General features: G+C 68.6%; 23 protein-coding genes, 1 tRNA gene, 1 other RNA gene and 1 pseudogene. 11 read left to right on the plus strand and 15 right to left on the minus strand.

What is annotated here, in order from left to right:
• Positions 1-221: 221 nt before the first annotated feature.
• The 5 genes from AC08OV_RS07175 to AC08OV_RS07195 all read right to left on the minus strand — a co-directional run bounded on the left by AC08OV_RS07175 (position 222) and on the right by AC08OV_RS07195 (position 3,290).
• Positions 222-1,634: an FtsK/SpoIIIE domain-containing protein gene (locus tag AC08OV_RS07175; protein ID WP_476619470.1), complete on the minus strand. Its 1,413-nt coding sequence runs from the start codon at positions 1,632-1,634 to the stop codon at positions 222-224.
• 378 nt (positions 1,635-2,012) lie between these two features.
• On the minus strand, positions 2,013-2,204 hold the full coding sequence (locus AC08OV_RS07180) for a hypothetical protein (RefSeq protein WP_011434612.1): 192 nt from the start codon (positions 2,202-2,204) through the stop codon (positions 2,013-2,015).
• A complete protein-coding gene (locus AC08OV_RS07185) occupies positions 2,204-2,587 on the minus strand; it encodes a hypothetical protein (protein ID WP_476619471.1) in 384 nt (127 codons plus the stop codon). The genes AC08OV_RS07180 and AC08OV_RS07185 overlap by 1 nt, the downstream gene beginning before the upstream one ends.
• Positions 2,588-2,680: 93 nt before the next feature.
• Positions 2,681-2,890, minus strand: a complete 210-nt coding sequence (locus tag AC08OV_RS07190; RefSeq protein WP_023842166.1) for a hypothetical protein — start codon at positions 2,888-2,890, stop codon at positions 2,681-2,683.
• Positions 2,891-3,140: 250 nt separating this feature from the next.
• Entirely contained in the window at positions 3,141-3,290 is a 150-nt protein-coding gene (locus AC08OV_RS07195) for a hypothetical protein (protein WP_476619472.1), read from the minus strand.
• A gap of 448 nt (positions 3,291-3,738) precedes the next feature.
• Here AC08OV_RS07195 and AC08OV_RS07200 point away from each other — a divergent pair, with 448 nt between their 5' ends.
• On the plus strand, positions 3,739-3,864 hold the full coding sequence (locus tag AC08OV_RS07200) for a hypothetical protein (RefSeq protein WP_023842165.1): 126 nt from the start codon (positions 3,739-3,741) through the stop codon (positions 3,862-3,864).
• 2,282 nt (positions 3,865-6,146) lie between these two features.
• Here AC08OV_RS07200 and AC08OV_RS07205 read toward each other — a convergent pair.
• From AC08OV_RS07205 to AC08OV_RS07215, 3 genes and pseudogenes are all read right to left on the minus strand, one after another.
• A pseudogene (locus AC08OV_RS07205) lies at positions 6,147-6,542 on the minus strand (ATP-binding cassette domain-containing protein); the annotation flags it as partial.
• Positions 6,543-6,721: 179 nt separating this feature from the next.
• Positions 6,722-8,041: a M56 family metallopeptidase gene (locus AC08OV_RS07210; protein ID WP_476613545.1), complete on the minus strand. Its 1,320-nt coding sequence runs from the start codon at positions 8,039-8,041 to the stop codon at positions 6,722-6,724.
• A gap of 13 nt (positions 8,042-8,054) precedes the next feature.
• A complete protein-coding gene (locus AC08OV_RS07215; RefSeq protein WP_476613546.1) occupies positions 8,055-8,612 on the minus strand; it encodes a BlaI/MecI/CopY family transcriptional regulator in 558 nt (185 codons plus the stop codon).
• A 598-nt stretch (positions 8,613-9,210) separates the two neighbouring features.
• Here AC08OV_RS07215 and AC08OV_RS07220 point away from each other — a divergent pair.
• The 5 genes from AC08OV_RS07220 to AC08OV_RS07240 all read left to right on the plus strand — a co-directional run bounded on the left by AC08OV_RS07220 (position 9,211) and on the right by AC08OV_RS07240 (position 15,071).
• Positions 9,211-10,863, plus strand: a complete 1,653-nt coding sequence (locus tag AC08OV_RS07220) for a cytochrome ubiquinol oxidase subunit I (RefSeq protein WP_476613547.1) — start codon at positions 9,211-9,213, stop codon at positions 10,861-10,863.
• Positions 10,863-11,855 (plus strand): cytochrome d ubiquinol oxidase subunit II, encoded by a 993-nt coding sequence (locus AC08OV_RS07225; RefSeq protein ID WP_476613548.1) that lies wholly within the window; start codon positions 10,863-10,865, stop codon positions 11,853-11,855. Before AC08OV_RS07220 ends, AC08OV_RS07225 begins: the two co-directional genes overlap by 1 nt.
• Positions 11,856-11,911: 56 nt before the next feature.
• On the plus strand, positions 11,912-12,712 hold the full coding sequence (locus tag AC08OV_RS07230) for a CPBP family intramembrane glutamic endopeptidase (protein ID WP_462203199.1): 801 nt from the start codon (positions 11,912-11,914) through the stop codon (positions 12,710-12,712).
• 186 nt (positions 12,713-12,898) lie between these two features.
• Entirely contained in the window at positions 12,899-14,461 is a 1,563-nt protein-coding gene (locus AC08OV_RS07235) for a CYTH and CHAD domain-containing protein (protein WP_476613549.1), read from the plus strand.
• A 406-nt stretch (positions 14,462-14,867) separates the two neighbouring features.
• On the plus strand, positions 14,868-15,071 hold the full coding sequence (locus AC08OV_RS07240) for a cold-shock protein (RefSeq protein WP_009740954.1): 204 nt from the start codon (positions 14,868-14,870) through the stop codon (positions 15,069-15,071).
• A gap of 283 nt (positions 15,072-15,354) precedes the next feature.
• Here the strand turns inward: AC08OV_RS07240 and AC08OV_RS07245 are convergent, their stop codons facing one another.
• On the minus strand, positions 15,355-16,437 hold the full coding sequence (locus tag AC08OV_RS07245; RefSeq protein WP_476599250.1) for an aspartate-semialdehyde dehydrogenase: 1,083 nt from the start codon (positions 16,435-16,437) through the stop codon (positions 15,355-15,357).
• 91 nt (positions 16,438-16,528) lie between these two features.
• A complete protein-coding gene (locus AC08OV_RS07250; protein WP_476613550.1) occupies positions 16,529-17,797 on the minus strand; it encodes an aspartate kinase in 1,269 nt (422 codons plus the stop codon).
• Between the two features lie 333 nt (positions 17,798-18,130).
• Between AC08OV_RS07250 and AC08OV_RS07255 the strand changes: the two genes are divergently transcribed.
• Positions 18,131-18,715 (plus strand): TerD family protein, encoded by a 585-nt coding sequence (locus AC08OV_RS07255; protein WP_476613551.1) that lies wholly within the window; start codon positions 18,131-18,133, stop codon positions 18,713-18,715.
• Between the two features lie 27 nt (positions 18,716-18,742).
• Positions 18,743-19,741, plus strand: a complete 999-nt coding sequence (locus AC08OV_RS07260; RefSeq protein WP_476613552.1) for a zinc-dependent alcohol dehydrogenase family protein — start codon at positions 18,743-18,745, stop codon at positions 19,739-19,741.
• A 146-nt stretch (positions 19,742-19,887) separates the two neighbouring features.
• On the opposite strand, the gene AC08OV_RS07265 is transcribed toward AC08OV_RS07260, so the two are convergent.
• Entirely contained in the window at positions 19,888-20,340 is a 453-nt protein-coding gene (locus AC08OV_RS07265) for a hypothetical protein (protein ID WP_462187030.1), read from the minus strand.
• Positions 20,341-20,946: 606 nt separating this feature from the next.
• On the opposite strand from AC08OV_RS07265, the gene AC08OV_RS07270 reads away from it, so the two are divergent.
• Positions 20,947-21,555 carry a hypothetical protein gene (locus tag AC08OV_RS07270; protein ID WP_476613553.1) on the plus strand — a complete coding sequence of 203 codons (609 nt, stop codon included), beginning with the start codon at positions 20,947-20,949 and terminating at the stop codon, positions 21,553-21,555.
• A 98-nt stretch (positions 21,556-21,653) separates the two neighbouring features.
• Here the strand turns inward: AC08OV_RS07270 and recR are convergent, their stop codons facing one another.
• The 4 genes from recR to ffs form a co-directional block, all read right to left on the minus strand.
• On the minus strand, positions 21,654-22,253 hold the full coding sequence (recR, locus tag AC08OV_RS07275; protein ID WP_476592777.1) for a recombination mediator RecR: 600 nt from the start codon (positions 22,251-22,253) through the stop codon (positions 21,654-21,656).
• A gap of 15 nt (positions 22,254-22,268) precedes the next feature.
• Positions 22,269-22,727, minus strand: coding sequence for a YbaB/EbfC family nucleoid-associated protein (locus AC08OV_RS07280; protein WP_476619473.1), 459 nt, complete (start codon positions 22,725-22,727; stop codon positions 22,269-22,271).
• 21 nt (positions 22,728-22,748) lie between these two features.
• Positions 22,749-25,097 (minus strand): DNA polymerase III subunit gamma and tau, encoded by a 2,349-nt coding sequence (locus AC08OV_RS07285; RefSeq protein ID WP_476619474.1) that lies wholly within the window; start codon positions 25,095-25,097, stop codon positions 22,749-22,751.
• A 38-nt stretch (positions 25,098-25,135) separates the two neighbouring features.
• An RNA gene (gene ffs, locus AC08OV_RS07290) (signal recognition particle sRNA small type) lies at positions 25,136-25,232 on the minus strand.
• Positions 25,233-25,338: 106 nt separating this feature from the next.
• Here ffs and AC08OV_RS07295 point away from each other — a divergent pair.
• Positions 25,339-25,423: transfer RNA gene (locus AC08OV_RS07295), tRNA-Ser, on the plus strand.
• Positions 25,424-25,542: 119 nt separating this feature from the next.
• Positions 25,543-25,707 (plus strand): hypothetical protein, encoded by a 165-nt coding sequence (locus AC08OV_RS07300; protein ID WP_476613471.1) that lies wholly within the window; start codon positions 25,543-25,545, stop codon positions 25,705-25,707.
• Positions 25,708-25,814 lie beyond the last annotated feature (107 nt).

The following is a 25,814-nucleotide window of genomic DNA, read 5'->3' on the forward strand; positions in this document are numbered from 1 at the left end:
GGTGTGGGTGTGCCCTACCCGCGTGTAGGGGTGCGGGGTGGGTCCGCCCGGTGATGTGACTGTCTGTGGCGATGTGCCGTGGTGTGCACGGGTGGGGGTGTGTGGGTGCCTACGCGCGTAGGCGCGCACGCGCGCGCGTAGGGCCGTGCATGCACGCCGGGGTGCACGGCGTTGCACGGTGGTTTGCACGGGGGTGTGCACACCGGTTCCGTGACGGTAGGTCATGGGCGGTCGGGGGTGGCGTGCCAACGGCCGGGCGCGGCCTGGCGCACCTTGCCGGCTTCCTGGAGCTGCTGTAGGGCGTAGTACACCCATCGACGGGACCGGCCGGTGGCGGTCACCAGGTCGGGCACGCTGGCGCCGTCCGGCGTTGCCGTGAGGGCAGTCCATAGGGCGCTACCGGGGTCGGGGTTATGGTCCGTGTGCGGCCCGTCCGACCGGGCGGGTAGAGCCGGTGGCGTGGGATAGCGGCTGGTGATATCCGCCACGGTGTCGTCGTCTAGCAGGTAGGCACGGTGGGGTGTGGGCGTGGTGTGGTCGGGGTCAAGGATGAGGAACACGCCGGGAAGGGTGAAGGCGTCGGTTCGCCAACCACTTTTGTAGGCGCCTACTCCGAGAATGAGGTCTGTGTCGGCGCGTTCCCGGACTCGCAGCGCTATCCGGATGTCCATCTGGCTACGGATAGCGCCGTTTCCCATCGCGTCTTGGGTTGGTCGTTGCGTGGCAGCGATGAGCGTGACCGCGACTGCGCGGCCGAGACGGGCCAGAGAATCAGCTATGCTCAGCGCTTCCGGGGGAAGTTCCGCGAATTCGTCGACCAAGATCGCGAGTGCCGGGCGTTCCCGGGTGGGGTTCCAGGTCCTTTCCCCGCGCTGTGCTTGCTCGCGGGTGCGCCGGTTCAGTTCTTCCCATGCGGCGGTGAAGAGGGTTAGGGCATCGTCCGGTGTGGTCGCGAGCCTGCCGAGTGATTGCGCCCACGGGCCGAGTTCCATGCCGCCTTTCAGGTCCACTCCCCAGACGGTCACATCGTCTGCGGGAATGAGCCCGGCGAGGATCGTGTTCACCACACCGGATTTACCGGAGCCCACTACACCACCAATGAGAACATGGCGACGGAGGAGAAGAACGGTTACGGCCGTGCCATCCTCGGAAACGCCGATAGCAATCGGTTTGGTGATCGTCGCGGGGTGGTCGCTGTGTCCGGGCCAGGGGTTCGGGCGTGCCAGAGGATCGGTTTCTGTCACCCGGACGATGACATGGTCTTCACGGTCGGGATCGGCGGTCACCCGTACCGAGTTCGGCCGGACACCGAGCATGGAGGCTATTTCGTCGCTCCGGGCGATGGCGCTACGGGCGGACATGCCACGGCGTAGCGCCACTCGCGCGGTATATCCCCACGCATCTACTATCGCGGACATCACCCGTGAACCGGAAAGCCCCGCGTTTTCGGCGAGGACAGGCCACGCCTGCATGGTGCGCTCGACCCGGACCCGTTCACGTCGGCGCCGATGTGCCCACCATGGGATAGCGGCCACAGTGCCGGCTGTGACGAGCAGGGTGGGAAGGGGTGGGTGGCCAGGGCTGAGAATCGCGGCGGCTGACCACCATCCGGACGCGAGGATGGCCACGGTCACGGCGTAGGCGCGTTCGATCCGGCGCGGCATCCTGCGTGCCACCACACACGCCGTAGCCAGGCTGAACAGGGTTACCAGCACCACGGCACCGGTGCCCCACGCCCGGTGTGCCACCGTGGCGGACACCGCCAGGAACAGAGCGATATAGAACGGGAGTATTTCGCTGCGGAACCGCCAGAAGAAACCGGTGATACTGGTCACGGCCATCGGGCCGGAGTGGTTCTCCCGGAGTTTTCGTCGGGTGGAACGGCGCATGTAGCGGCGCATCCGCCGTATTTCCCGTGTCATCCGACGCTGATCGTTGGTGTGGGTTCGTGGCATGGCTTCTCTTCTCAGAGGAAAACGGGGGTGTCCGGAAGCCGGACACCCCCGCGCGGCCTACAGATGAATAGAGGAAAATATGCCGAAAATCTGGTTGAGAATGCCCTGAAACGTGTCCGAGAAATTGGACTGTGCGACGTAGAAACCGAGCGCGGCGCAGACGAACGCTTGCCACGGGTTGAGGTCAAACGCGCGGATCATGACGATGACAACGATAAGAAGCAGGAAGAGAATGGAAAAGGGAATCATCAGTGGTTGGCCTCGTCTTCGTCATCGTCAAAGTTGGTGTCACAGGCGATGCCTGCCGCGAACAACCACAGATCCTGAGCGGTCAGCCATTCCGCGAGGGTCTTGTCCCGGTGGGTTTTCAGCAAGCTCTGTACGTACCGGATTGCTTCGATACCCTTTTCGTCCTGGCCCAGAATGTCCATGAAGATGTCGTGGAGGACTGCGCTTGCCGTGTAGCCGTCCATATGGGTGTCGAAGGCGTCGGCCGCGCGCTTCTCAAGGACGGCAAGCTCGCGATCATCGAACACAGCAGTCACCTCGCGAAAGGGAAGGGAGAGGGGAGAAAGAAAACGCGGGAATGGCACGGCCAACCGGCGTCGGGCACGGCCGCGGACGGTATTCATGGTGCAGGTTGTATCCGGCTAGGACACCTAGCAGAAAAAGATCGGCGAGCCAGACTGCAAGGGCTGTCCAGAAGAGAACGCGGTGCATTCTGGTCACGGCTTGTGCGTCCACTTCGTAATAGCCCGCGCGGCCAGAAGAATGAAAATGATAGCGATGAAGTACTTGCCGTATCCGGGGGTGGATGTCGTGGCCGCCCACGAAAATGTCCAGAGGGCCAGGGAAACCGGCACGAACACCGCGAGGAAACGCCACAGCGGCACGGCCAGAACCAGCAGGAAAAGGAATAGAAGAAGTAGGAACACAGGAACTCCCGAGGGATGGGGGCAAGCCTTCGGGGCCGTTTCCGTCAGCCCCGCCGGACACCACCCATGTTTCCCGATGAAAAGCCGCACCGCAGGTATTAGACCGGCAAATCCGGGGGGTATTAGTGGCTGGGATCCGGAATTCCGGGGGACCGGACCCGGACCAAACCCGGAACGATCATCAGCGCACGGACACCCCGGACTCAACCCGGACCAAACCCGGAAAAAACCCGGATGCGTGAGCGTGCGATCACTGGCAGGCTGTGTGCAGGCGCAACGGCGTATGCACGGGACGACGGGAAGACGGATCATGACGGGCGATGACCGCCAACGACGACTCATAGAAGATCTTGGGAGGCTTGCCGATCACGGCGTCCGGGGTCCCGAAGACATCATCCACGCCGCGCCACGCCTGCTAGCCCTCGTGGCAGCGCAGGGAGGCGAGTGGGCGCGCGCGCGGGGGGTCGTGAGGCTGCTGCACGCGGCCACACAGGCACTAGGTCACCCACGCGGGTCAGCCCTACGGGCACTACTCGCGCTGGACCCCGCGCCGCGTGGCATGGGAGTGCGGCTCACAAAAACGGAACGGCGCCACGCCGCCAGCGTCTACTACCGGATTGAGGGAGACACCTTCCGCAAGACACACGAGAAAAACCTGATAACCGCGCTCGCCATCGAAATCGACCACCGACTCACCACCGGGCATGACACCACACGCGGTGATCATGCAGGAGACGGGCACGGCCGCATGCCATCCACGCGTCCCGGACCCAAAAACCCACCGCCACCCGCAAGCGCCTTCCGTCCCCTTGTAAACCCACCCCATCCAGGGAAAAAGGAGACCCGCGATGTTTAGCCGGTTCTACCAGGAGCCCGACGGAAAAATCCCCTGGTATTTTATCGCCGTAGTCGTCCTTTTCGTCGCCGTGCCGTCCGTTATCGCCGGAGCATGGCTAGGATGGCTCACCCGGTAATATGTCCAGGCCTAAATGGATGGTCCAACCAGCCGGCATCGTTCTTCACACCACAACAGGCAATGTCCTCGTGGCCGCGTTCCGTCTCCCATCACCATGGGGAGACGACGACCGCCTACCAGAAGCCATCCGATACGGCACCCCACCCCCACCGGAAGCCATCCGTCCCCGGACCGACAGCTACCTCTCTAAAATGGAGGCACTGATACACGCCAGTATCCGCAACGCCCAAAACACCGAAATTCGCACCTCACCCCGCTGGAAGACCTACCCACATGCTACTCTAACGGTCTCCACCTAGAATTCTGGCACGACGGCTACACCTACCTGTTCATCGGAGAATAAGAAACAGGAACAGAAAGAGCGGAACCATACATCGATACGCGATCCGAACCGATCCCTCTACACCAGCGATCAATCAGATTTCCAGGCGGAAGCCCTCGGCAATATTGAGAATCTACTATATGGCGCCATATGATAGGACGTCATACTGAAGCCGCTACTCAGCGTGAGATCGCACATGGGACCACGGGGAAGACCACTACCGTAAGGTGTCGCAACCCGGCTACCCTGCCAGTGTGAAGAAGCCACGCAAGCCGGACCCCGCACTCATCCGGCTAGCCCGAGCCCTACGTACCGCACGTGAGCTGCACGGCATGGATGTGCGGGGGATGTCGGCCGCTACCGGGTGCCCCGTGCCCTGGCTAGAACAGGCGGAGTCCGGTCTCGGTCCGTGCCCGTCGCCACGGCTAGTTGCAGCCGTAGATGCCGCTACGTTCTCGGAAGGTCGACTTCTCCAGCTACGTGCTGTTGCGGCGGGCGAGGCTGTATCCGAAGACGTACCACCAGAGGAGGATGATCATACGGACAGACGCGAACTCTTCGGATCGTTGGTCAGTACGGCGCTTGCAGGTGCCGTGCCGACGATGCCGCCATGGGGTACCGGGGGGTACCTACCCTCACCGGAGGAACTAACCGGCGCACTGAAAAAAGTGGAACGAACGCAAGATTACGCCCCATGGAGACAGACAATGGTTCAGGCCGCACGCATCGACATAGCGGCCAATATGGCATTCCGCGAAAGTGACCAGCGGTTCCGCGACCCTAGGGCAATCGGAAGCATCGTCGGGCGTGCCAAGCTCATACGGGCTGACGCGACAAGGGAAAGCGGTGATCTGCTAGGCGCAGCTCGACTGACCCGATCCGCGTATGGCCATGGGCTTGAGATTGGCGACCCCATTGTATGTGCCGTGGCACAGTCGGAGCTAGCGGCACTAGAGATACACAACGGTCTACCTAGTCGGGTACAGGAAATTGTTGAAACCGGACTCAAGCACACTCCGACCGGACAGGTTGCCATCCGTCTACTGCTGCAACTCGGAACGGCGCAAGCTCTCATGGGTGATCGTGATGGATGTAACCGGGCGGTGTCTGAAGCGTTTGAACTGTACGCAGATTTGCCGCCGGAACAGATGTCACCGGTCATCGGAGAATGGTTCGACAGTGTGACAACGGCAGAAATTTGGCACCATACAACGTCTGCCTATGCGCTAGCCGGATACGTGCCCGAAGCCGAGGGTCACGGCAAAATTGCACATGGCCTCCTGTCCGCGATTCAGGCAGACAAGTTCCGGGGGCAGCTATTCGCCACTCTTGCCACTATGTATGCTCGGCCAGCAACCCGCGACCTAGACCGGTCTATAGAGCTTGCCTGCCAAGCGTTGGATACGTGGGGTGGACGTGGGGGTACGTCGGCATTTTCCCGTATGGCTGAGTGGTCACGGGCTGTCGAGCCGTACGCGAACCGGTCAGACGTAGCTGAGATATTGACCCGGGTTCATGACTGGAACCGGTCCGGGACGGCATAATCGGGAAAGACAAACCAATAACCAATACAGTCGGCATTTCAGCTCGGTTTCCCTTCGGAATTCCGGGCTGTTTGCTAAATGCTTGCTGTGCGCTAGCTTCCGCTAGCGCGATCTTGTTCTGTGTCCACTCAACGATCAGGAACACCCCGTGTCTGACCCCGCCACCCCGGAAGGACCCCCTCCGTATGCCGCGACCGGATGGAGTCCTCCGGAACCGTGTGACCCCTACCGGCCGCTAGCAGAACGCTTGTAAAAGTAAGCAGGCGACAGTCTAAGGTACCTTGGATCGGTCGGGCGTGCGCGCAAGCAGCGATAATCGATCTTCCTTGCGGGAAGATCGCGGCCGCAGCTGGATCAGACTTGCCGCTAAAGTCCCAGGTCAGAGGACCTTTCTCTAAATGTTACTTACGTCACCCTTCTCCAGGGAAGCAGCCGGGCCTCCTGGAAGACGACCGAACGCTGCCGGGTGGCCAGAACCTCGCCGGAGATGTCGCCGTCGAAGCCGCCGAGGATGCGGATCAGCGTGCTCTTCCCTGACCCGCTGCGGCCCAGCAGGGCGACGAACTCCCCGGAGGCGACCGTGAGGTCGAGGCCGTCGAGGACCGTATGATCCCCGAAGGTGCGACGCAGGCCGCGGATCCGGATGGCGGCGCCGTCGGCACCGCGGGTTTCGCCGGTTTCGCTGGTGCGCTGAGCGTCGGTGGTGTACTGAGCGTCGTCGGTGGCCGGGCGCTCCAGGGCGGCGACGGCCGTGGCCGCCGCCGTGGTGTCGGTGTCGGTGCTCAGGTTCCGTCGAAGCCGCGGCGCCATGACAACAGCGGGCGGCAGACCAGAAGCGGGCGCCGGCTCATGACGCTGATAGTAGCTACCATTCCGCAGCTTGTCAATAAAAAAAGTAGAGATTATCGCCTTCCGTTGTCGAGCTATGGCGCAACGTTGATGATCGGTGTCTTGTCGCCGGGGGCCGGACGCCCCGTACCGGGGTCTTGTCAGCCGACCAGGAGAATGAGCGGGGGCGCGGCGAGCACGATGATCGCCCCGAAGTAGGCGCACGGCGGCATCCACCACGGCACTTCTGGCGGGTCGAGGAGCCGGGCGATCCGCGAGATGACCGGATTGGCCGTGCCGCGCCGGGGGCCGCCGCCGACCGGTCGTGTCCGGCCGGGCGCCGCATCGCCGAGGTGGGGCCCGCCGGGGTCTGGCCCGTCGGGATGGGGCCCGTCGGGATCTGGCCGGTCGGGATCTGGCCGGTCGGCGTCTGGGCTGCCTGGGCTGGGCGGGCTGGAATCGCGGACGTCGACCGCCGTGGGATCGTGGGAGCCGAGCGCGGGCAGCACGGCGGCCGGAGAACCGATGATCCCCAGCGCCCCGGCGGGGACCGGTGCCCTTGCCCCGCCCAGCCGGGCCAGGGCCCGCGCGAGCGATCGGTGGCTTGTCTGCCGGGCCGCCGCGTCGTCGGCGAGCATCTCGACGAGGAGCGAGACGGCCGCGGTCGCCTCCCTGGCCGGGCCCAGGAACGGGAAGGTCCGCTCCCATGCGACGAACGGCTGGATGACGAGGTCGTGACGACCGGCGACGTGGGCCGCCTCGTGGGCGAGCACGGCGTCCAGTTCGGTGGCGTCGAGGGTGTTCAGCAGCCCGCGGGAAACCACGACCCGGGCGTGCCGCACCCCCGGCACGCAGTAGGCGACCGCGACGGGATGATCGAGGATACGCAGCAGGATGCCAGTCCGGTCCCGGCGTTCGCACAGGCAGCAGCCGGTTGCGCCCCCGCCGCCGGCGGTTGTGCCGGGGCCTGCGGTTGTGCCAGAGTCCGTGGTTGTGCCGGGGCCTGCGGTTGTGCCAGAGTCCGCGGCTGTGCCGGAATGATGGGACGCATGGTCGGGCGGGACGCAGGTCTCGTGCCGGCGATGCCGACGGCCGGCCAGATCGACCAGGTCGCGGTGTCGGTGACGCTCGCGAAGAGTGGCTGCGGTGGAGGTGCCGAGCACCCCGAACAGTCGGGAGGCCAAGGCCGCCGCCACGGCGAGGCCGATGAGGTTGACCAGGCCCAGGCCCGTCAGCGGCGCGCCGGCCGCGATGTTGTCGAGATGGTCGGCGATGGCGGTCGGGGTGTCGCCGGACAGCGGTGAGACGGTGAACGCGATCGCCGCGAGCAGCGCCGACACCCCGCCGGCCAGACCGACCGCCTGCCAGAGCACGATCGCCGCCCGTGGGCATCGGTAGGGCCAGCGCGCGGCGGCCAGCAGGCGTGGGACCGGCCAGGCCAACACGCCCGCGAACAGGGCGAGAAGTGCCGCGGTCGTCATGTCCCGGCTAACGCTACCGGTGGTCGGGCGGAATCTGGGCCGTTCGATCCGAGTCGGTGGCTACCGGAACGATCTGCTCCGGGTCGTTGCGGGGCGGGTCGCCGATCGCCGGACCGCGCCGGGCCTCGGCGTGCCGGACCTCCGTGTACGGATCCTCGGCCTGCGGATCCTCGGCGCGCGGGACCTCTCCGTCAGGCACGAAGATGCCGGGTTCCCCGGGACCAGCGGGTTCCAGGGCACGGCGAAGGATCTCGGCCTCCTCCGCGGACACCGACCCCACGAAGCGGACCAGGGCGGAACCACGATCGTCCGCCGTGCCGAGCGCCTCCATCATCGCCTCGGCCACGACGGCCTCGCGACTGTCGCTGGCCGCGTAGCGATGCGCGCGCGCCGAACGCTGACGCCGCACGAATCCCTTCCGTTCCAACCGTTCGAGCACGGTCAGCACGGTGGTGTACGCGAGATCGCGTTCATGCTGGAGACGACTGGCGACCTCACGGGCCGTCAGCCAGCCGTCGCTCGCCCACAACACGTCCATGACCGACCGTTCGAGGTCACCCAGGCGCGCCATGGTGCCAATCCTACGTGGCGTAGAACATTCGTGGGACCGAACGGGGTGCTTCGTTGAGGCCTGTTGCGTCACAGCCACGCGGCAACGGTGCCGGCCGTCGGGGAGGAGTCGGGGAGGAGCCGGCCTTCCGGCCCCCGATCTGCCTCCCGGCTCCCACCCGGCGCCCGGCTCTCCGGACCAGTGCGAACCCGCCGGCTGACTGATCCGCCGCCGTTTATGCGGCCCGAATTTCTTTAAAAGGAAACATCTTTATAACTTATAAAACTATATATCCATCGAACGGGCTATCCGCCGAACGGGCTATCCGCCGAACGAGCCATCCACCGAACGAGCCATCCACCGAACGGGCCATCAATCGAACAGACTGACGGCTGCAATGGAGGCGTCTTCCGGTCCCGCCCCGTGCCGTCGACCGTGGCGCACGTCTCGACAGCGCCGTCGGTGGTGCCGTCGGTCTTGACCATGTCATCGAGCTCACTGCGCTTTGCTCGTCGCCAGGAGAATTGGCTACATACCGTAGAAACCTCTATGCCTCGTAGAGGATCGGTTGGCTCTCGGCCGATTTTTCCCCTCGCGGTCCACCGAAGGAGCTGTGCGCATGGTTCTCGCCGCTGATGCCGTCGACCTTGCCCGCGCCCAGACAGCGTTCTCCCTCGCGTTTCACATCTGTTTCGCCGTGTTCGGGGTCGGCATGCCGTGGCTGCTGATCTACACCGAGGGGCGTTGGGTGCGGACCGGTGACGAGACCTGGCTGGCGCTCACGAAGAAGTGGTCGCGGGCATTCGCCGTGCTGTTCGCGGTCGGGGCCGTCTCGGGAACGGTGCTGTCGTTCGAGTTCGGCCTGCTCTGGCCCGCGTTCATGTCGAAGTACGGCAGTGCGCTCGGGCTGTCGTTCTCTCTGGAGGGCTTTGCATTCTTCACCGAGGCGATCTTTGTCGGGATGTACCTGTACGGCTGGAAGCGCCTGTCGCCGCGCGCGCACTGGCTCACGCTGTGGCCGATCGCTATCTCCGGCACCCTGTCGACGTTGTTCATCATCACGGTGAACGCCTGGATGAACGTGCCACGGGGGATCACCGAGGTGAACGGCAAGGTCGTCGCCGCCGAGCCGTTCGCACCCTTTCTGAGTCCGGGGACTCCGCCCCAGCTGGTCCACATGCTGCTGGCCGCGCTGATGTGCACCGGCGGGGCCGTCGCCAGTATTTACGCGGTCGGCATGCTGCGCGGTCGCCGCGACGCCTACCACCAGCGCGGGCTGCGGATCGGCCTGGCGGTGGTGTTGGTCTGCGCGCCGCTTCAGCTGATCGTGGGGGACTGGGCGGCCCGGGTCGTCGGGGCCAACCAGCCGTTCAAGCTGGCCGCGATGGAAGGGCTCTACCACACCAGGTCGCACGCGCCGCTGACCCTCGGCGGGTTCTACGACGACAAGAGCGGCGAGGTCCGCTACGGGCTGGAGATCCCCGGTCTGCTCTCGCTGATGGAGGGATTCAGCACCGATTACGTGATCACCGGTCTGGACGCCGCCCCGCCGGACGAGCGCCCGAACGGCCTGCTGGTGCACGGGTCGTTCGCGACGATGGTCGGGTTCGGTTCTGCGCTGATCGGACTGTCCGCCCTGACCGGTGCCGCCGTCGTCCGCCGGCGCCGTCGCGGCGAGAAGACGCTGCTGCCCACCGGGCGGCCGTGGCTGTTCGCCGCGGCGGCTACGGGACCGGCGTCCGCGCTGTCGATGATGGCTGGCTGGGAGGTCACGGAGGGTGGTCGTCAACCGTGGATCGTGGGCGGTCATATGCGGGTTCACGACGCGGTGACGGGCGCCGACGGGGTCGCGCCGATGTTTGCCGGCTCCCTGGTCCTGTACCTGGGGCTCGCGGGTGCGCTGATCCTCATCCTGCGCCGGATGGCCACCGGCGGCCCGGCCGTCGCGGAGATCCGGTCCGGGCGGCCCGCCGCGGGCGTCCACCGCACGGCCGTTCACGGCGCGGGGCAGGCGAGCCCGGCCAGGTCCGGGCGGACAACCGATTCCGATTCGCCGTCCATCCCGAAGCCGCGGCCCGAACCTGCGCCGGTCGAACCGGCGGTCGAACCGGCGGTTGAACTGCCGGTTGAACTGCCGGTCGAACCGCCGGTGTCCGGCAGGCGGCGCACCGGCGGCGGTCCCGAGGGATCCCGAGGTTCGGCGCACCCGGGTGAGACAACGGGAACGGGATCCGACGGCACCACCGGTTTCGGCGGGCGGGGAGAAGACTGATGACCAGCGCTGACCTTCTTCTGATCATCATGGTGGCAGGGCTCACCGCCTACGCGCTGCTCGGTGGCGCGGACTTCGGTGGCGGGGTGTGGGACCTGCTGGCACGCGGACGGCACGCCGGCGACCAGCGGAAACTGATCTCGGCATCACTCGGCCCGGTGTGGGAGGCCAACCATGTCTGGCTGATCTTCATCGTGGTGGCGATGTTCAGTGGGTTTCCCGAGGCCTACGGGGTGATCGGCTCCTCCCTGGAGGTGCCGCTGTCCGTGGCCCTCGTCGGCATCGTGCTGCGTGGTACCGCGTACGTGTACCGGTCCTACGGGGCGGGTGGGGCCGGTCCCGACCACTGGTGGGGGCACGTCTTCGCGGTGTCCTCGACGATCGCCCCGTTCGCGCTCGGGGTGGCCGGTGCGGCCCTGGCCAGCGGTGATCTGTCGACCGACGACCCGTTCGCGCCGGTGCGCAGCCCGTTCGGGCTCGTCTGCGGGGCCTTCGCGGTTGCCGCGACGGCCTTCCTCGCCGCCGTCTACCTCTGCCGGGACGCCGCATCCTCCCCGGCCACCGCGCACCTGGTGGCCGACTTCCGCCGGCGGGCCATCGGCGGCGCCGTGCTCTGCGGTGCACTCGCCGCGATCCTGCTGCCCCTCCTGTGGGCGGACGCCCCGGAGGTCGCCGGCCGGTTCAGGGACCGCTCGCTTCCCCTGGTCGCCCTGTCCACCCTCGGCGGGATCGGCGCCCTCGTCGCACTCTGGCGCGAGCAGTTCGGTGCCGCCCGCATCGCGGCCGGTCTCGCTGTCGGCGCGATGCTCTGGGGCTGGGCGGTGGCCCAGTACCCGGACCTGGTGGTCGGGCAGGCCACGGTCGACACGGCCGCGGCGCCGACGGCGAACATCCGGGCCATGCTGTTCGCCATCGTCGGCGGTCTGGTGGTGCTCGTGCCGTCCCTGATGATGCTGTTCCGGCTGTTCTCCCGACCAGAACCGGCGGAGTGATCGGACCGGCGGAGTGATCGGACCGGCCCGCCGTGGCGGTGGGCTACGGTCGTCGCGTGACCTCTGCCCCCGCTCAGGCGCCGGTCATCGCGGGCGAGCCGCTCACCCGCCGGCAGCTCGTCGTCGAGATCTGGCTCGTGCTCGGGGTCTCCTTCGCCACCTCGGCGCTGTTCGCGGTCATCCGCTACGTCGGGGTGCTGACCCGGCCGGGACCCGTCCGCTCCCAGGTGGCCCGGCTGAACACCTCGGCGGCGCCGGGACGGCCCTGGCTCGACCTCGCGCTCCAACTCGCTGACCTGGTCACCGGGCTGGTGCCGGCGCTGCTCGCCGTATACCTGCTGACGAGGCACGGAGGCGGACCGCGGGCGATCGGCCTGGACGGCCGGCACACCGGTCGCGACGCCGGCCGGGGAGCGGCGATCGCGGCCGGGGTCGGCGGGCTCGGCTTGGGCCTCTACCTCCTGGCGTGGCACAGCGGGGCGAACCTCACCGTCGCGCCGTCGGGCTTGCCGGACGTGTGGTGGCGCGTGCCGGTCCTGGTCCTCAGCGCGGCGCAGAACGGCCTCGCCGAGGAGGTCATCGTCACCGGGTATCTGCTGGTACGGCTGCGTGAACTTGGTGTCACGGCCAACCGGGCGCTGGCGGCCAGCGCCCTGCTCCGCGGTTCCTATCACCTCTACCAGGGGCTCGGTGGGTTCGCCGGCAACCTCGCGATGGGCCTGCTGTTCGGCCGGCTGTTCCAGCGGACCGGCCGGGTGCTGCCGCTCGTCATCGCCCACGCACTCATCGACACCGTCGCGTTCGTCGGATACGTGGCGTTGGTCGGAAAGATCTCCTGGATCCCGGCGTCGCGCTAAGGTTACGGGTGGGGAAATATAGATTGTCTGCTGGGCGTACGATGCATATCTCAACGGTGCACCGCGGGGGCGGTGGATCGTTCGAGGACGTCAACGTTGGCGGGTTCGGGGCGCCGGAAGGCCACGGGGCGCCGGAAGGCGTAGCCGTCGAGTGCCTGCCGCGGTATGGCTGGTCGGGGAGGACCGATGGTCAACGGAATCCGCGAGATCGAGCGCAAGTTCTCGGTCGAACCGACCTTTGTGCTCCCGAAGTTAGGGGAGGTCGCGGGCGTCGCCACCGCGCGCACCCGCAAGACCGTCAGTCTGGAGGCCGTCTACTACGACAGCGACGATCTCCGGCTGGCCCGTAACAAGATCACACTGCGGCGTCGGACCGGTGGAGCGGACGCCGGATGGCACCTCAAGCTGCCCGTCCGGGTGGGGGAGCGGGACGAGCTCCAGCTCCCGCTCGACGAGGGCGTGGGCGGGGTGACCCTGGGCCCGCGGTACAGCCCTCCCGCGGAGTTTGTCGATCTGGTGTCGGTCCATCTGCGCGGCGCCGAGCTGCGGCCGGTCGCCAGGCTGCGGACGCTGCGGACAGCGCGCCGGCTGCGGGGCACGGTCGGAGTCGACCTGGCCGAGGTCGTCGATGACCAGGTCTCCGCGCAGACTCTGGGGGAGAAGACGGTACTGAGCAGCTGGCGGGAGATCGAGGTCGAACTCGTCGACGGCGGGCCCGAGGTGCTCGACGAGGTCGCCGGTCTGCTCACGGCCGCGGGCGCCACCCCGGCGGTGGACTCCTCGAAGCTTGCGCGGGTCCTGGGTGAGGCGCTGGCCGCCGGCCCCGGGCCGGACGTCCCTTCGCCGCCGCGCAAGCCACGACGCAGGACGCCGGCGGGCGAGGTGGTACGGGCCTACCTGATCGAACAGGCGCGTGCTCTGCTCGCGGCCGATCCGCGGGTGCGGCTCGACGAGCCCGAGGCGGTCCACAAGATGCGCGTCGCCTGCCGTCGGGCCCGCAGCACCCTGCGGACGTTCGCGCCGCTGTTCCCGCCCGAGAGAGCGCTCTTCCTGGACGGCGAGCTGCGGGACCTCGCCGGCGCGCTCTCCGGCGCCCGCGACGCCGAGGTCCAGGCCGCTTATTTCGAGACCCGCCTGGCGGAGCTGCCCACCGAGCTGGTCGCGGGGCCCGTGCACAAGACGGTCACCGCGCACCTCGGCGCCGGCACGGCCAACGGCCGGGCGGAGGCGTTGGCCATGTTGCGCAGTGACCGGTACTTCGCCCTCGTCTCCAACCTGCTCACCCTGCTGCGGGGCCCGCTCACCCCCGCGGCGGCCCGCCCGGCCGGCAAGGCCCTTCCCGACCTGCTGCTCGGCGCCGACCGGAAGCTGGCGAAGAAGGTCCGCGCCGCGACCGCTCTGAAGGTCGGCCAGGAACGGGACGAACTGCTGCATTCCGCCCGCAAGCAGGCCAAGCGGTTGCGGTACGCGGCGGAGGCCGTCGCGCCGCTGTACGGGAATGACGCGGCGCGGCTGGTCGAGCAGGCCCAGATCGCGCAGGAGCTGCTCGGAACCCATCAGGACGCCACCGTCGCGCGCAGGCTGCTGGGGGACTGGGGAACGGCAGCGCAGGCCCAGGGCGCCCCCACCGCGTTTACTCTGGGTGTCCTGCTGGGCCTGGAGGAGTGCCGGGCACGCATGGCGGAACGAGACTTCTTCGATGCGTGGCCCGCGATCTCGGCGGCCCGGCACCGCCGCTGGATCCGCTGACCCGGGGCCGTGCCGGGTGGGCTCTGCCGTGGTCTGACCGATTACCTCCTCCGCGTCACCCATCCGTGCGCCACATCCGGGCCATCGGGCGCACGACGATCCGCCACGGGTCGGCACGCTCAGGAAATCCCTGTCAGCTCGACGGATTGCCGGACGGGACGGGTGGAGCTGCCTGCGGCCGGACCTGCTGCGTTGTTCTATGACCGGGGCATGAAGTGGACTTCCTTGCCCGGAGGACTCCCGCGAAGGCCTCCGTCCGTGTAGCGTCGTCCCTGGCCGGAGTTCGGCGGTTCGCGTCTCAACCGAGGCGCGGCGGAACAACGTCAGGGTCTCTTGCAGCTTCCTGACGTTCGGCCCGGGGCCCGCGCGGTGCGGGTCCTGACTGCACCAGCAGGGAGAACGGCACGTGGCTCAGGGCACGGTGAAGTGGTTCAACTCGGAGAAGGGCTTCGGCTTCATCTCCGTGGACGGCGGCGGTTCCGACGTCTTCGTTCACTACAGCGCGATTCAGATGGACGGTTACAAGGCACTTGAGGAGGGCCAGCGGGTCGAGTTCCAGGTGACCCAGGGTCAGAAGGGTCCGCAGGCCGACGCCGTCCGCGTCGTCTGAGCCACGAGAGACTTCAACGGCCAGCCCGCCCAAGGTCCTCCTGGGGCGGGCTGACCGCTTCTCGGCCAGTTCGGTATCCGACAGTTCGGTAGAAGGTATGTTTTTCCTGGCTGTCTCGATCATTTTCTCGAGCCGGAAAGCGCGGGGCGTTCATCGGTTCCCGCATGGCGTGGTTCTCGGCCAAAAACTTAACGCCTGATTAAAGGTACAGCTCGACTCCTCACCGGTGGAGCCGCGTAGGTCTCGCGTCAGACGTGATGTCGGTTTGGTGTGGGCCGGCTTGTCAGCCGCCGATCGCTTCGTCAGCCACGAGAAGTTCGGCGATCTGCAGGGTGTTCAACGCGGCGCCTTTGCGCAGGTTGTCCCCGCAGAGGAACAGCGCGACCTCGTGCGGGTCGTCCGGCGACTGCCGGATTCGGCCGACCCAGGTCGGGTCCGTTCCGACGACGTCGGCTGGGGTCGGGAACTCGCCAGCTGACGGATCGTCGACGACGGCGACGCCAGGAGCGTTCAGCAGCACCGTGCGCGCCTCGTCCGCCGTCACCGGCCGAGTGAAGCGGGCGTGCACCGCGACCGCGTGCGTGGTGATGACCGGCACCCGGACACAGGTAGCCGACACCCGCAGATCCGGGATACCCAGGATCTTGCGGGACTCATTGCGGACCTTGAACTCCTCCGAGGACCAGCCACCGTCCTTCAGTGAACCGGCCCAGGGCACGACGTTGAGCGCCAGCGGCGCCGGGAACGGGCCGAGGCCGTCCTCACCGATGGCCTTACGCACGTCACCGGCGGTCCGCCCCAGCTCGCGGGTGCCACCGACGACGGTGAGCTGGTCGTAGAGGGCGTCGATGCCGGCCTGCCCGGCACCGCTCGCGGCCTGGTAGGAGGCCGCGAACATCGACTCCAGCCCGAACGCCCGGTGCAGGGCGCCGACCGCGACGATCATCGACAGGGTGGTGCAGTTCGGGTTCGCGATGATGCCCCGCGGCCGCGCGGGAATCTGGTCGGCGTTCACCTCCGGCACGACCAGCGGCACGTCGGCGTCCAGCCGGAACGCGCCGGAGTTGTCGACCGCGACCGCGCCGTGGGCCGCCGCCACCGGTGCCCACCGGGCGGAGACCTCGTCGGGAACATCGAACACGGCCACGTCCACGCCGTCGAAGACCTCCGGTGCCAAGGCCTGGACGACGACGCCCGCGCCGCGCACCCGTACCGTCCGCCCCGCCGATCGGGCCGAGGCGATCGGCCGGATCTCTCCCCAGATGCCGGGGCGTTCGTCGAGCAGCGACAGCATCACCGTGCCGACCGCGCCGGTCGCTCCCACCACTGCGAGCGTCGGTCGCCGGCCCGCCTCGTTACTCGTCACGATCCATCCTCCTGATTCGCCACTGTGCCGCCGCGGCGTGTCCAGCTGCCGCGCTGTGCCGCCGTCTCGAGGACCTGCGACGTCGCCAACGTCATCGTCCGGTTCCCGCGTACACGATCGCCCCGCCGTCCGGGTCACCCAGGTCGAAGGCGCCGTGCACGGCCCGCACGGCGAGCGGGAGGTCGGTGTCGCGCACCACCACTGAGATGCGAATCTCAGAGGTGGAGATGATCTCGATGTTGACCCCTGCGTCGGCGAGGGAGCCGAAGAACCGGGCGGACACCCCCGGGTGTGACTTCATCCCCGCGCCGATCAGCGACAGCTTGCCGATGTGGTCGTCGTAGAGGGTGCGCTCGAAGCCAATCTCGCTCTGGACCTTCGTGAGCGCGGTGAGCGCGGTACGTCCATCCGCCTTGGGCAGGGTGAACGAGATGTCCGTCCGCCCCGACCCGGCGACCGAGCCGACCTGAACGATCATGTCCAGGTTGACGTCGGTCTCCGCCACGGCCCGGAACACGGCCGCCGCCACCCCGGGCTTGTCCGGGCATCCGACGACCGTCACCTTCGCCTCGCTGAGGTCGTGCGCGACCCCACGGATGATGGCCTGTTCCACGAGCTGTTCCTCCGGAATCTCGGTGACCCACGTGCCCGGCTTCGCCGAGAAGGACGATCGGACATGCACGGGGACGCTGTAACGGCGGGCGTACTCGACGCACCTCAGCATGAGGACCTTCGCGCCGCAGGCCGCCATCTCCAGCATCTCCTCATAGGAGATCGTGTCGATGCGGCGGGCGTCGGGGACGATGCGCGGGTCTGCGGTGAACACGCCGTCCACATCGGTGTAGATCTCGCAGGCGTCCGCTCCCAGCGCGGCAGCGAGCGCCACCGCGGTCGTGTCCGAGCCGCCTCGACCGAGCGTGGTGATGTCCTTCGTGTCCTGGCTCACACCCTGGAAGCCCGCGACGATCGCGATCGCGCCGGAGTCCAGGGCGGTGCGGATCCGCCCGGGGGTAACGTCGATGATGCGCGCCTTGCCGTGCACCGAATCAGTGATGACTCCGGCCTGGGAGCCGGTGAACGAGCGGGCCTCGGCGCCGAGAGTGGTGATCGCCATGGCCAGCAGCGCCATCGAGATCCGCTCACCGGCGGTGAGCAGCATGTCGAGCTCCCGGGCGGGCGGAAGCGGCGAGACCTGTTCGGCCAGATCGAGAAGTTCGTCGGTGGTGTCACCCATCGCGCTGACCACCACGACGACGTCGTTGCCGGCCCGCCGGTTCTCCACGATTCGCTCAGCGACTCGTTTGATGCGGTCCGCGTCGGCAACGGAGGACCCACCGAACTTCGCGACCAAGAGCGCCATGGCAGCCAGGTTACCGAGCGCGGCCGCTAACCGAGTGCGGTCGCCCGGTGGCCTTGCCTGGCGGTTCGTGCCGGGATCTGGTCCGGTGTCCCTTTTCCGCCGCCGGGACGATGTCGCCCCGGCGACGGGGTGCTGGGCGTATTCCTTCCGGTGTGCCAGGGTGATGACATCCGCACCACGGCTCACCCGCACGACCGGCTCACCCGCACGACCGGCTCACCCGTACGACCGGCTTACCCGTACGACCGGCTTACCCGGACGACCGACTGCGACGCACGCGGTCCACGCGATGGTCCCCGACGCCGAGGACCAGCTCAGGAAGGACGATCCTCAATGGCAGTCAGCCTTGCCAAGGGCGGCAACGTCAGCCTCACGAAGCAGGCCGCCGAGGCCGGCACCCCCCAGCTCACCGCGTTGAACGTCGGGCTCGGATGGGACGCCCGCACGACCACCGGGACCGATTTCGACCTGGACGCCTCTGCCATCGGCGTCCGGGCGGACGGCAAGGTCCTCAACGACGGCTACTTCGTCTTCTTCAACAACCTCGCGTCCCCCGAGGGGGCGATCACGCTCACCGGTGACAACCTGACCGGGCAGGGCGAGGGGGACGACGAGTCCGTTATCGTCAACCTTGCGTTGGTTCCAGCCGACATTGACCGGATTATCGTTCCGGTTTCCATCTACGACGCGGTGAACCGGAACCAGAACTTCGGCCAGGTGCGCAACGCCTACATCCGCGTGGTCGACCAGGGTGGAAACGAGCTGGTCCGCTACGATTTGTCCGAGGACTACTCCACCGAAACCGTCGTCATCTTCGGCGAGGTCTACCGCAACGGCGCCGACTGGAAGTTCCGCGCCGTCGGCCAGGGTCACAACGACCTCGGTGGTCTGGCACGCGATCATGGCGTCAACATCTGAGCTACCCGAGCGGGTGCGTGCCTGGCAATGCGTGCCTGGCAAGTAGCCGCTCCCGGGCCGATGAGCACCCGCCCGCTGCGCCCGGCCGAGCTGCCCGTGCCCCGGCCAGGGCCGGGCCAGGTTCGGGTCCACGTCGACGCCTGCGGAGTCTGCCGTACCGACCTGCACCTCGCAGAGGGTGATCTCCCGCCGCACCGACCGCGCACCGTGCCCGGACATGAGGTCGTCGGACGGGTCGACGCAGTCGGCGAGGGGGTGAGCGGCGTGCGGACCGGGGACCGGCTGGGTATCGCCTGGCTGGCCTCGACCGACGGGACCTGCGGGTACTGTCGGCGCGGAGCGGAGAACCTCTGCCCGGCCTCGACCTACACCGGATGGGATGTCGACGGCGGCTACGCCGAGTACGCCTGCGTGCGCGCCGACTATGCCTACCGGCTGCCCGACGGCTACAGCGACGCGGAGCTTGCCCCGCTGCTGTGCGCCGGCATCGTCGGCCACCGGGCGCTGCGCCGGGCGGAGCTGCCGCCCGGCGGGCGGCTCGGCATCTATGGGTTCGGCGCGTCCGCTCATCTCGCCGCCCAGGTGGCGATCGCCCAGGGCGCCACCGTCCACGTGATGACGCGCTCGGCGCGGGCCCGCGAGCTCGCTCTGGAACTCGGCGCCGCCTCGGCGGGCGAGGCATATGCCGCACCGCCCGAGCCGCTGGACGCGGCCGTGCTCTTCGCCCCGGTGGGTGACCTGGTGCCGGTGGCGCTCGCCGCGCTCGACCGCGGCGGCACGCTGTCCATCGCGGGCATCCACCTCAGCGACATCCCGCCGCTCGTCTACTCCGACCATCTGTTTCAGGAACGGTCCGTCCGCAGCACGACCGCCAACACTCGCACCGACGGTGAGGAGTTCCTGGCGATCGCCGCCGAGCACCGGCTTGCGGTGACCGTGTCGCCCTACCCGCTGTCCGCGGCCGACCGGGCCCTCGCCGACCTCGTCGCCGACCGGGTCACCGGCGCGGCCGTGCTGCTGCCCTGACCGTTTTGCCTGTCCTGCCGGTGCCGGACCGTCCTGCCGGTGCCGGACCTTCCGGATCTGGTTCGTAGATCCGGGAGGGACCGGGATCCGGGAGGGACCGGGGGGTTCGGCGACCTCGCCGGGAGAGGCGCGCTGAGCTTCCGCGTTCAGTCGCCGCGGGTCGCGAGTCGGCGCAGGAGCAGGGTGCCCGCGGTGGTCAGTACGGCGGCCGTCGCAATCTCGCGCGGCAGGCGGTGCCGGGCCTCGTTCTGGATCGCTTCGTGGAAACGGTCGAACCGGCTCGGCCAGGGACTCACCCCGACGAAGTACCGGCCCACCTTGTCGGTGTCCGGTAGGCAGGCACCGGTCATGCCGGCGAGGACGGCGAGTCGGCGCCCGGCGGGGGCGGACGCCGTCAACAAGGCCATGGCCGCGAGCCCTGCCACGCCGTCCTTGCGTGCGATCGGCAGCCACTCCGGCTCGGTGTTCGGACCCGTTCCCCAGTGGGGCAACGCGTCCATGACCAGGTGCGAGACGAAGCCGGCGGCGAGGGCGGACATCGGATGCCGGATCGCCATGCCCACGAAAGCGCCCGCCCCGACGTGTGAGCTGATGATCATATTTCAGGACCTCCTGGTGGCAGACGGACGGCAGAGCGTTCGCCGGGTACCTCCTACCCTGACGTCCCGGTTGGAGGATGCGTACCGCGGGGTGATGGTGGAGCCTTCCGGTGATCACCATCAGTGGTCGCCTGGTGGTCTCCGTGTTTGGGGGGCGCGGGTACCACCGCTCCCGGGATCGGATCCGGGCGTCCGATGCTCGCGCGAAGGTGCGCGCGGACGCCGTCCCACCTTCTCTGAATGCTCTTGCTGCCGCCCGTCTCGATGCGTTCGTCGATGCTCCGGCCGATTCCCACGCCGACGCGCGAGCCGACGAATTCATCGGATGCCCGCGCAGATGCTCGGGCGAATGCGCATCATGGGTAGATCGGTGCGCCTCGTAGCATCTGGCCGCGTAGCGGAGCGACTCGGCGGCAATCCATGGATGAAGGGTTGCTGTATCGTAAGGGAGATAACTTAGAGTGATCAATTTTGAGGTTTGGGTGGCGTGGGTGCGAGAAGCTACCGGGATGTCCTCCGGTGAGGACGGCGGTTCGCCGGGCGGTCCGGGGTACCGCGGCGGCGTGGGTCCGGGGCGTCGCGGCGCCGGAGACCTGAGCGGTGTGGATGGATAGGCGCGTCCGTGATCTACGCATATGCCACCCACCAGCCGTCTGCGACCTGGCCACGCCGGTGCCGTCGGGGCTGGTCGTCTCCGTCGCGTGGCGGCTGGAAGGGGCCGGGCGGATCATCGGCGGCATGGTGCCCCGCGGCCGTCCCGGGGCTGGCCCGCAGGGTAAACGGGTCCTGCACGGCGAGGGGATCTGGGCGGCCGAGATGTATCCGCGGGACCGGGAGATCTCGGCGGAGGCCGACCTCGTCGAGCCGGGTTCGGCGGCTCGGCCGGTCCGGCTGGTGGTGCATGGCTCCGACCGTGACATCATCGGCTATCTGGATCAGCCCCGCCTGCCGGCCACCCGACTCGCCCGGCTCACGACCGGGCTGCGTCGGGACGCCCGTCAGGTCAGGGTCCGGGCGGCCGGGCGGGTCTGGTGGATACGGGCGACGAATGTCTTCGGAGTACAGGTCGTCCGGGATCCCGAGGTACGGATCTACCGCACCAGAGGATTACACGCCGTGTTCAGCGCCGAGGCCGACCATCTTGACGTCAGCGTGGTCCTGCTGACCCTGGCCTCGATTCCCAGCTCGGCCTACGCCCCCATCCTGGGGTTCTAGCGGCCGCAGCGGCCCCGGCGAACCCGACGCGGGACCGGCGGCGGGCCAGCGGAGCCGGGGTGGCTTCGGGGCGGGACCGGTGACAGCAGGCCGGGGTGTCAGGCGCTGACGACGCGGCGTCCCTCGAAGGCGCGTCCCAGGGTCACTTCGTCCGCCCATTCGAGGTCACCGCCCATGGGCAGGCCGCTGGCGAGGCGGGTGACCTTCAGGCCCATCGGAGCGATCTGCCGGGCCAGGTAGGACGCGGTGACCTCACCCTCGGTATTCGGATCGGTGGCGAGGATCAGTTCGGTCACCGTGCCGTCCGCCAGGCGGGCGACGAGCTCCCGGATGTGCAGGTCGTCGGGACCGACACCGCCGATGGGATTGATCGCGCCCCCGAGCACGTGGTACCGCCCCCGGAACTCGCGGGTGCGTTCGATCGCCACGACGTCCTTGGGTTCCTCGACCACACAGATCGAGCTCGGATCGCGGCGGGGATCGGCGCAGATCCGACACAGTTCCGACTGCGCCACGTTGAAGCAGCTCCGACAGAACTGGACCTTCTCCTTGACCTCGGTCAGGGCGGTGGCCAGCCTGCGGACGTCCACGGGGTCGGCGGCCAGCAGATGAAACGCGATCCGCTGGGCACTTTTGGGACCGATGCCGGGCAGCCGCCCGAGCTCGTCGATCAGATCCTGGACGATGCCCTCGTACACCGGTGCCGCCGGTTGTCAGTCGAGCCCGGGAAGGCCCGGACCGCCCGGAAGGGGGCCTCCGAGGCCGCCACCGGACAGCAGGCTGCCGAGTCCGCCGAGGCCGCCGGCGCCGCCCGGACCTGCCGGGCCGCCCGCGCCGAGGCCACCGGTGATCGCGCCCATCCGGTCGGCGACGAGCTTGTGGGCGTTCGTGGTCGCGTCACGGACCGCCGCGAGGATCAGATCCGCGAGCGTCTCGGTGTCCTCAGGGTCGACCGCCTCGGGGCTGATCGTCAGATTGACTAGTTCCCCGCCGCCGTTGACGGTGGCGCGGACCAAGCCGCCGCCGGCCGTCCCGTCCACCCGGGCGGTGGCGAGGTCCTCCTGGGTGGCGAGGATCGCGGCCTGCATCTTCTGCGCCTGTTCGAAGAGTTGCCCCAGCGCCCCGCCCCCGGCGGAGGCCCCACTCCCGGCGCGGTCCTGCGGGTTAGACATGTCGATGAGCCTACGTCTCCTTCAGCCGGACGAGATCTGTTCGATGATCGTGGCACCCAGTCCGCTCCGCAGCAGGGACACGGCGGCCTCCTCGCCCCCGCGAGCCCCGCCGGGACCGGACGGGACGTCCTCGTCGTCGAGGGACGGCTCGTCCTCACGCTGCGGACCCGGCTCGTCCCCGGCGGGGGGTGCACTGGCAGCGGCGGCGACCCCGTTCGCCGATCCGGGCGACGAGCCGTCCCGGCCCGCGGCGGACCAGGGCCTGTCGCCCCCGGGGCCGGGGCCGCCATCGGGGCCGGGGCCGCCATCGGGACCAGAGCCCAGGCCGGCGGGACCGTGCCCGGTGCCGGGGGAGTCGCCGTTGCCGCCGGGGCCGCGGCCTGTCGTGCCGCCTTCGGTTCCGTCGGTGGAGCCGCCGTAGCCGTTCCCGGTGTCGGGGGACAACCCCGCCGGTCCGGCGGGCCGTGCCGGTGCTGGTGCTGGTGAGCGGGATGCTCCCGCCTGGCCGGTGGGCCTGGGGGCTCCGCCCGACCCGGCGAACCCCGAGGCCTCGGAGGGACCGGGCGGGCCGGCCGGCCAGCCGGCGCCCGGCCGATGCTCCTGCTCCCCGGGGCCGACGGCGGGAGGGGGGGCGGCGGGATGGCCGGAGTAGCCACCGCCGCCCGGACCGGGACCCGCTCGGGGCCGCCCGCCGCCGCGACCAGATCCGCCCGCGGGAGCGACGGTGACCCGCCAGGTCCCGCCGAGTCTTTCAGCCAGCACGGCACAGAACAGCTCGGCGTTGTTCCCCTGCCCGAACATCCGGCCCATCGTCGGGGTGGCGAAGGCCAGCACGACCTCGTCGCCTCGAACGTCGGCAACGGTCGCGTGATCCTTCAGGATCGCATGCGTCTTCCGGCTGCGGCGGCCGGCGAGCACGAGAACCTCATCCCACAGCATCCGCAGACCGGCGGCGTCGATCCGCCAGGTCCCCGGAGTGCCTGCCATGCCCGGAACACCTGCCGGGCCCGAGGGGCGATCACCCGACGTGAACGCGGGACCCGGCGAACCAGGCTGGGGGCCCGCCGCCGGTCGAGACACCGGTCCGCTCCGAGCGGGTGCCCGGATTGCCAGCGGCATGGGCTCCGGGTCCGCGGCGGGCGGGTGGACCGGCGCGGGAGCCCGGCCGGCCGGCAGCGGGGACGGGGGGCCCGGCTCCGGTTCTTCCCCGCCGAGCACGGCCCGCCGTTCCAGCCGCTCCAACCGGGTGAGCAGCGCGGCCGGGTCGGTCGACGCCGTGGGCAGCAACGCACGGGCCAGGATCAGTTCCAGTATCAGCCGTGGGCTCGCCGTCCCCCGCATCTCGACCAGGCCGTTGTGTAGGACGTCCGCCGTCCGGGACAGCTCGGCGGGGCCCATCCGGGTGGTCTGCGCCCGCATCCGGTCGATCTGGTCGGGGGAGAAGGATTCCAGCAGGCCGCGGGCGTCCGCGTCCGGAACGGCCGCCATCACGATCAGGTCGCGGAACCGGTCGAGGAGATCGGTCGCGAACCGGCGCGGGTCGTGACCGGCGGAGACGACCTTGTCGACCACGGTGAACAGGGCCGCGCCGTCGCGGTCGGCCAGCGCGTCGACGGTCTCGTCCAGCAGGACGCCGTCGGTCATGCCGAGCAGCGCCACCGCCCGGTCGTAGCGCAGGCCGTCGTCGTCCGCGCCGGCCAGCAGCTGGTCGAGAACGGACAGCGAGTCGCGGACCGATCCGGCGCCCGCCCGCACGATCAGCGGCAACACGGCCGGATCGACGGCGACCCCCTCCCGGGCGCAGACCGACGCCAGATGTTCGCGCAGCACGCCCGGCGGAACCAGCCGGAAGGCATAGTGGTGCGTCCGGGACCGGATGGTTGGGATGACCTTGTCCGGTTCGGTGGTGGCGAAGACGAACTTGAGGTACGGCGGGGGCTCCTCGACGACCTTCAGCAGCGCGTTGAACGCTGCCGCGGTCACCATGTGCGCCTCGTCCACCACGAAGACCTTGAACCGGGCCGACGCGGGGGCGAAGAACGCCCGCTCGCGCAGATCGCGGGCGTCGTCGACGAGACCGTGCGACGCGGCGTCGATCTCCGTGACGTCCATTGAGGCGCCCGTCCGGATGCCCACGCACTCGTCGCACACCCCGCAGGGTTCAGGGGTCGGGCCCTGGATGCAGTTCAGCGAGGCGGCGAGGATCCGGGCGGAGGAGGTCTTGCCGCAACCCCGGGGGCCGCTGAAGAGATAGGCGTGGTGCAGGCGGCCGGTGCGCAGGGCCTTGCGCAGCGCGTCGGTCACGTGCTCCTGGCCGACGACCTGGGCGAACGTCGCGGGACGGTACCGGTTGTACAACGCTGTGCTCACTGGCCTGCTCCGCGTGCTCGACGAGACGATCGGCGAAACGAGAGGACCCCCCGCACACCCGCCAGAGCCCGCTTACCCTTGCTGCCTTCCGGCCCTGGGGGGGTTCACGAGGGTAACGCCGCACGAGGGGTCTGCTGTGCAGTCTAGCTCGTGCTGGACGATCATGAATCCCGAGGTTTGCCGGGCGGCGCGGCGGCAGGCCCGGTGCCTGACCCCGCAACGATCAGATAGTCTCATCCACGGAGGATTCGCCTAGTGGCCTAGGGCGCACGCTTGGAAAGCGTGTTGGGGGCAACCCCTCGCGAGTTCGAATCTCGCATCCTCCGCAACGATCTTCGTGGCCTTCCCGCCTCGTACAGCCTTCTGACCAGGCTTAACGCTATGGGCCCCGATCTCTCTCGACGCTTCTCCCGTCTCGGTGAGGACATGGTGCGGACGCCGCGTCGTGCGAGGCACCGCGGTCGCCACCGTCTCGGCCGTACGCTGGCCCGCGGAGCGCAGCGGGTGGGCGTACAGGGCACCCATGATCGACGGTGAGGAGTACCCGAGCCGCTTCGACGCGAGAGCGATGTCGATGATCTCGTCGAGCTGGCTGGAGGCCGACGAGTGACGAAGGCCGTGCGGCGAGAAATTGCCAAGACCTGGCGAGAGTCTCGGTGATCTTGTTGACCGCAACATGAAGAGGCCGCGGCGTCGATGACGGATCACAGCGAGCAT

Source organism: Frankia sp. CeTa3Moorea (assembly GCF_978021225.1).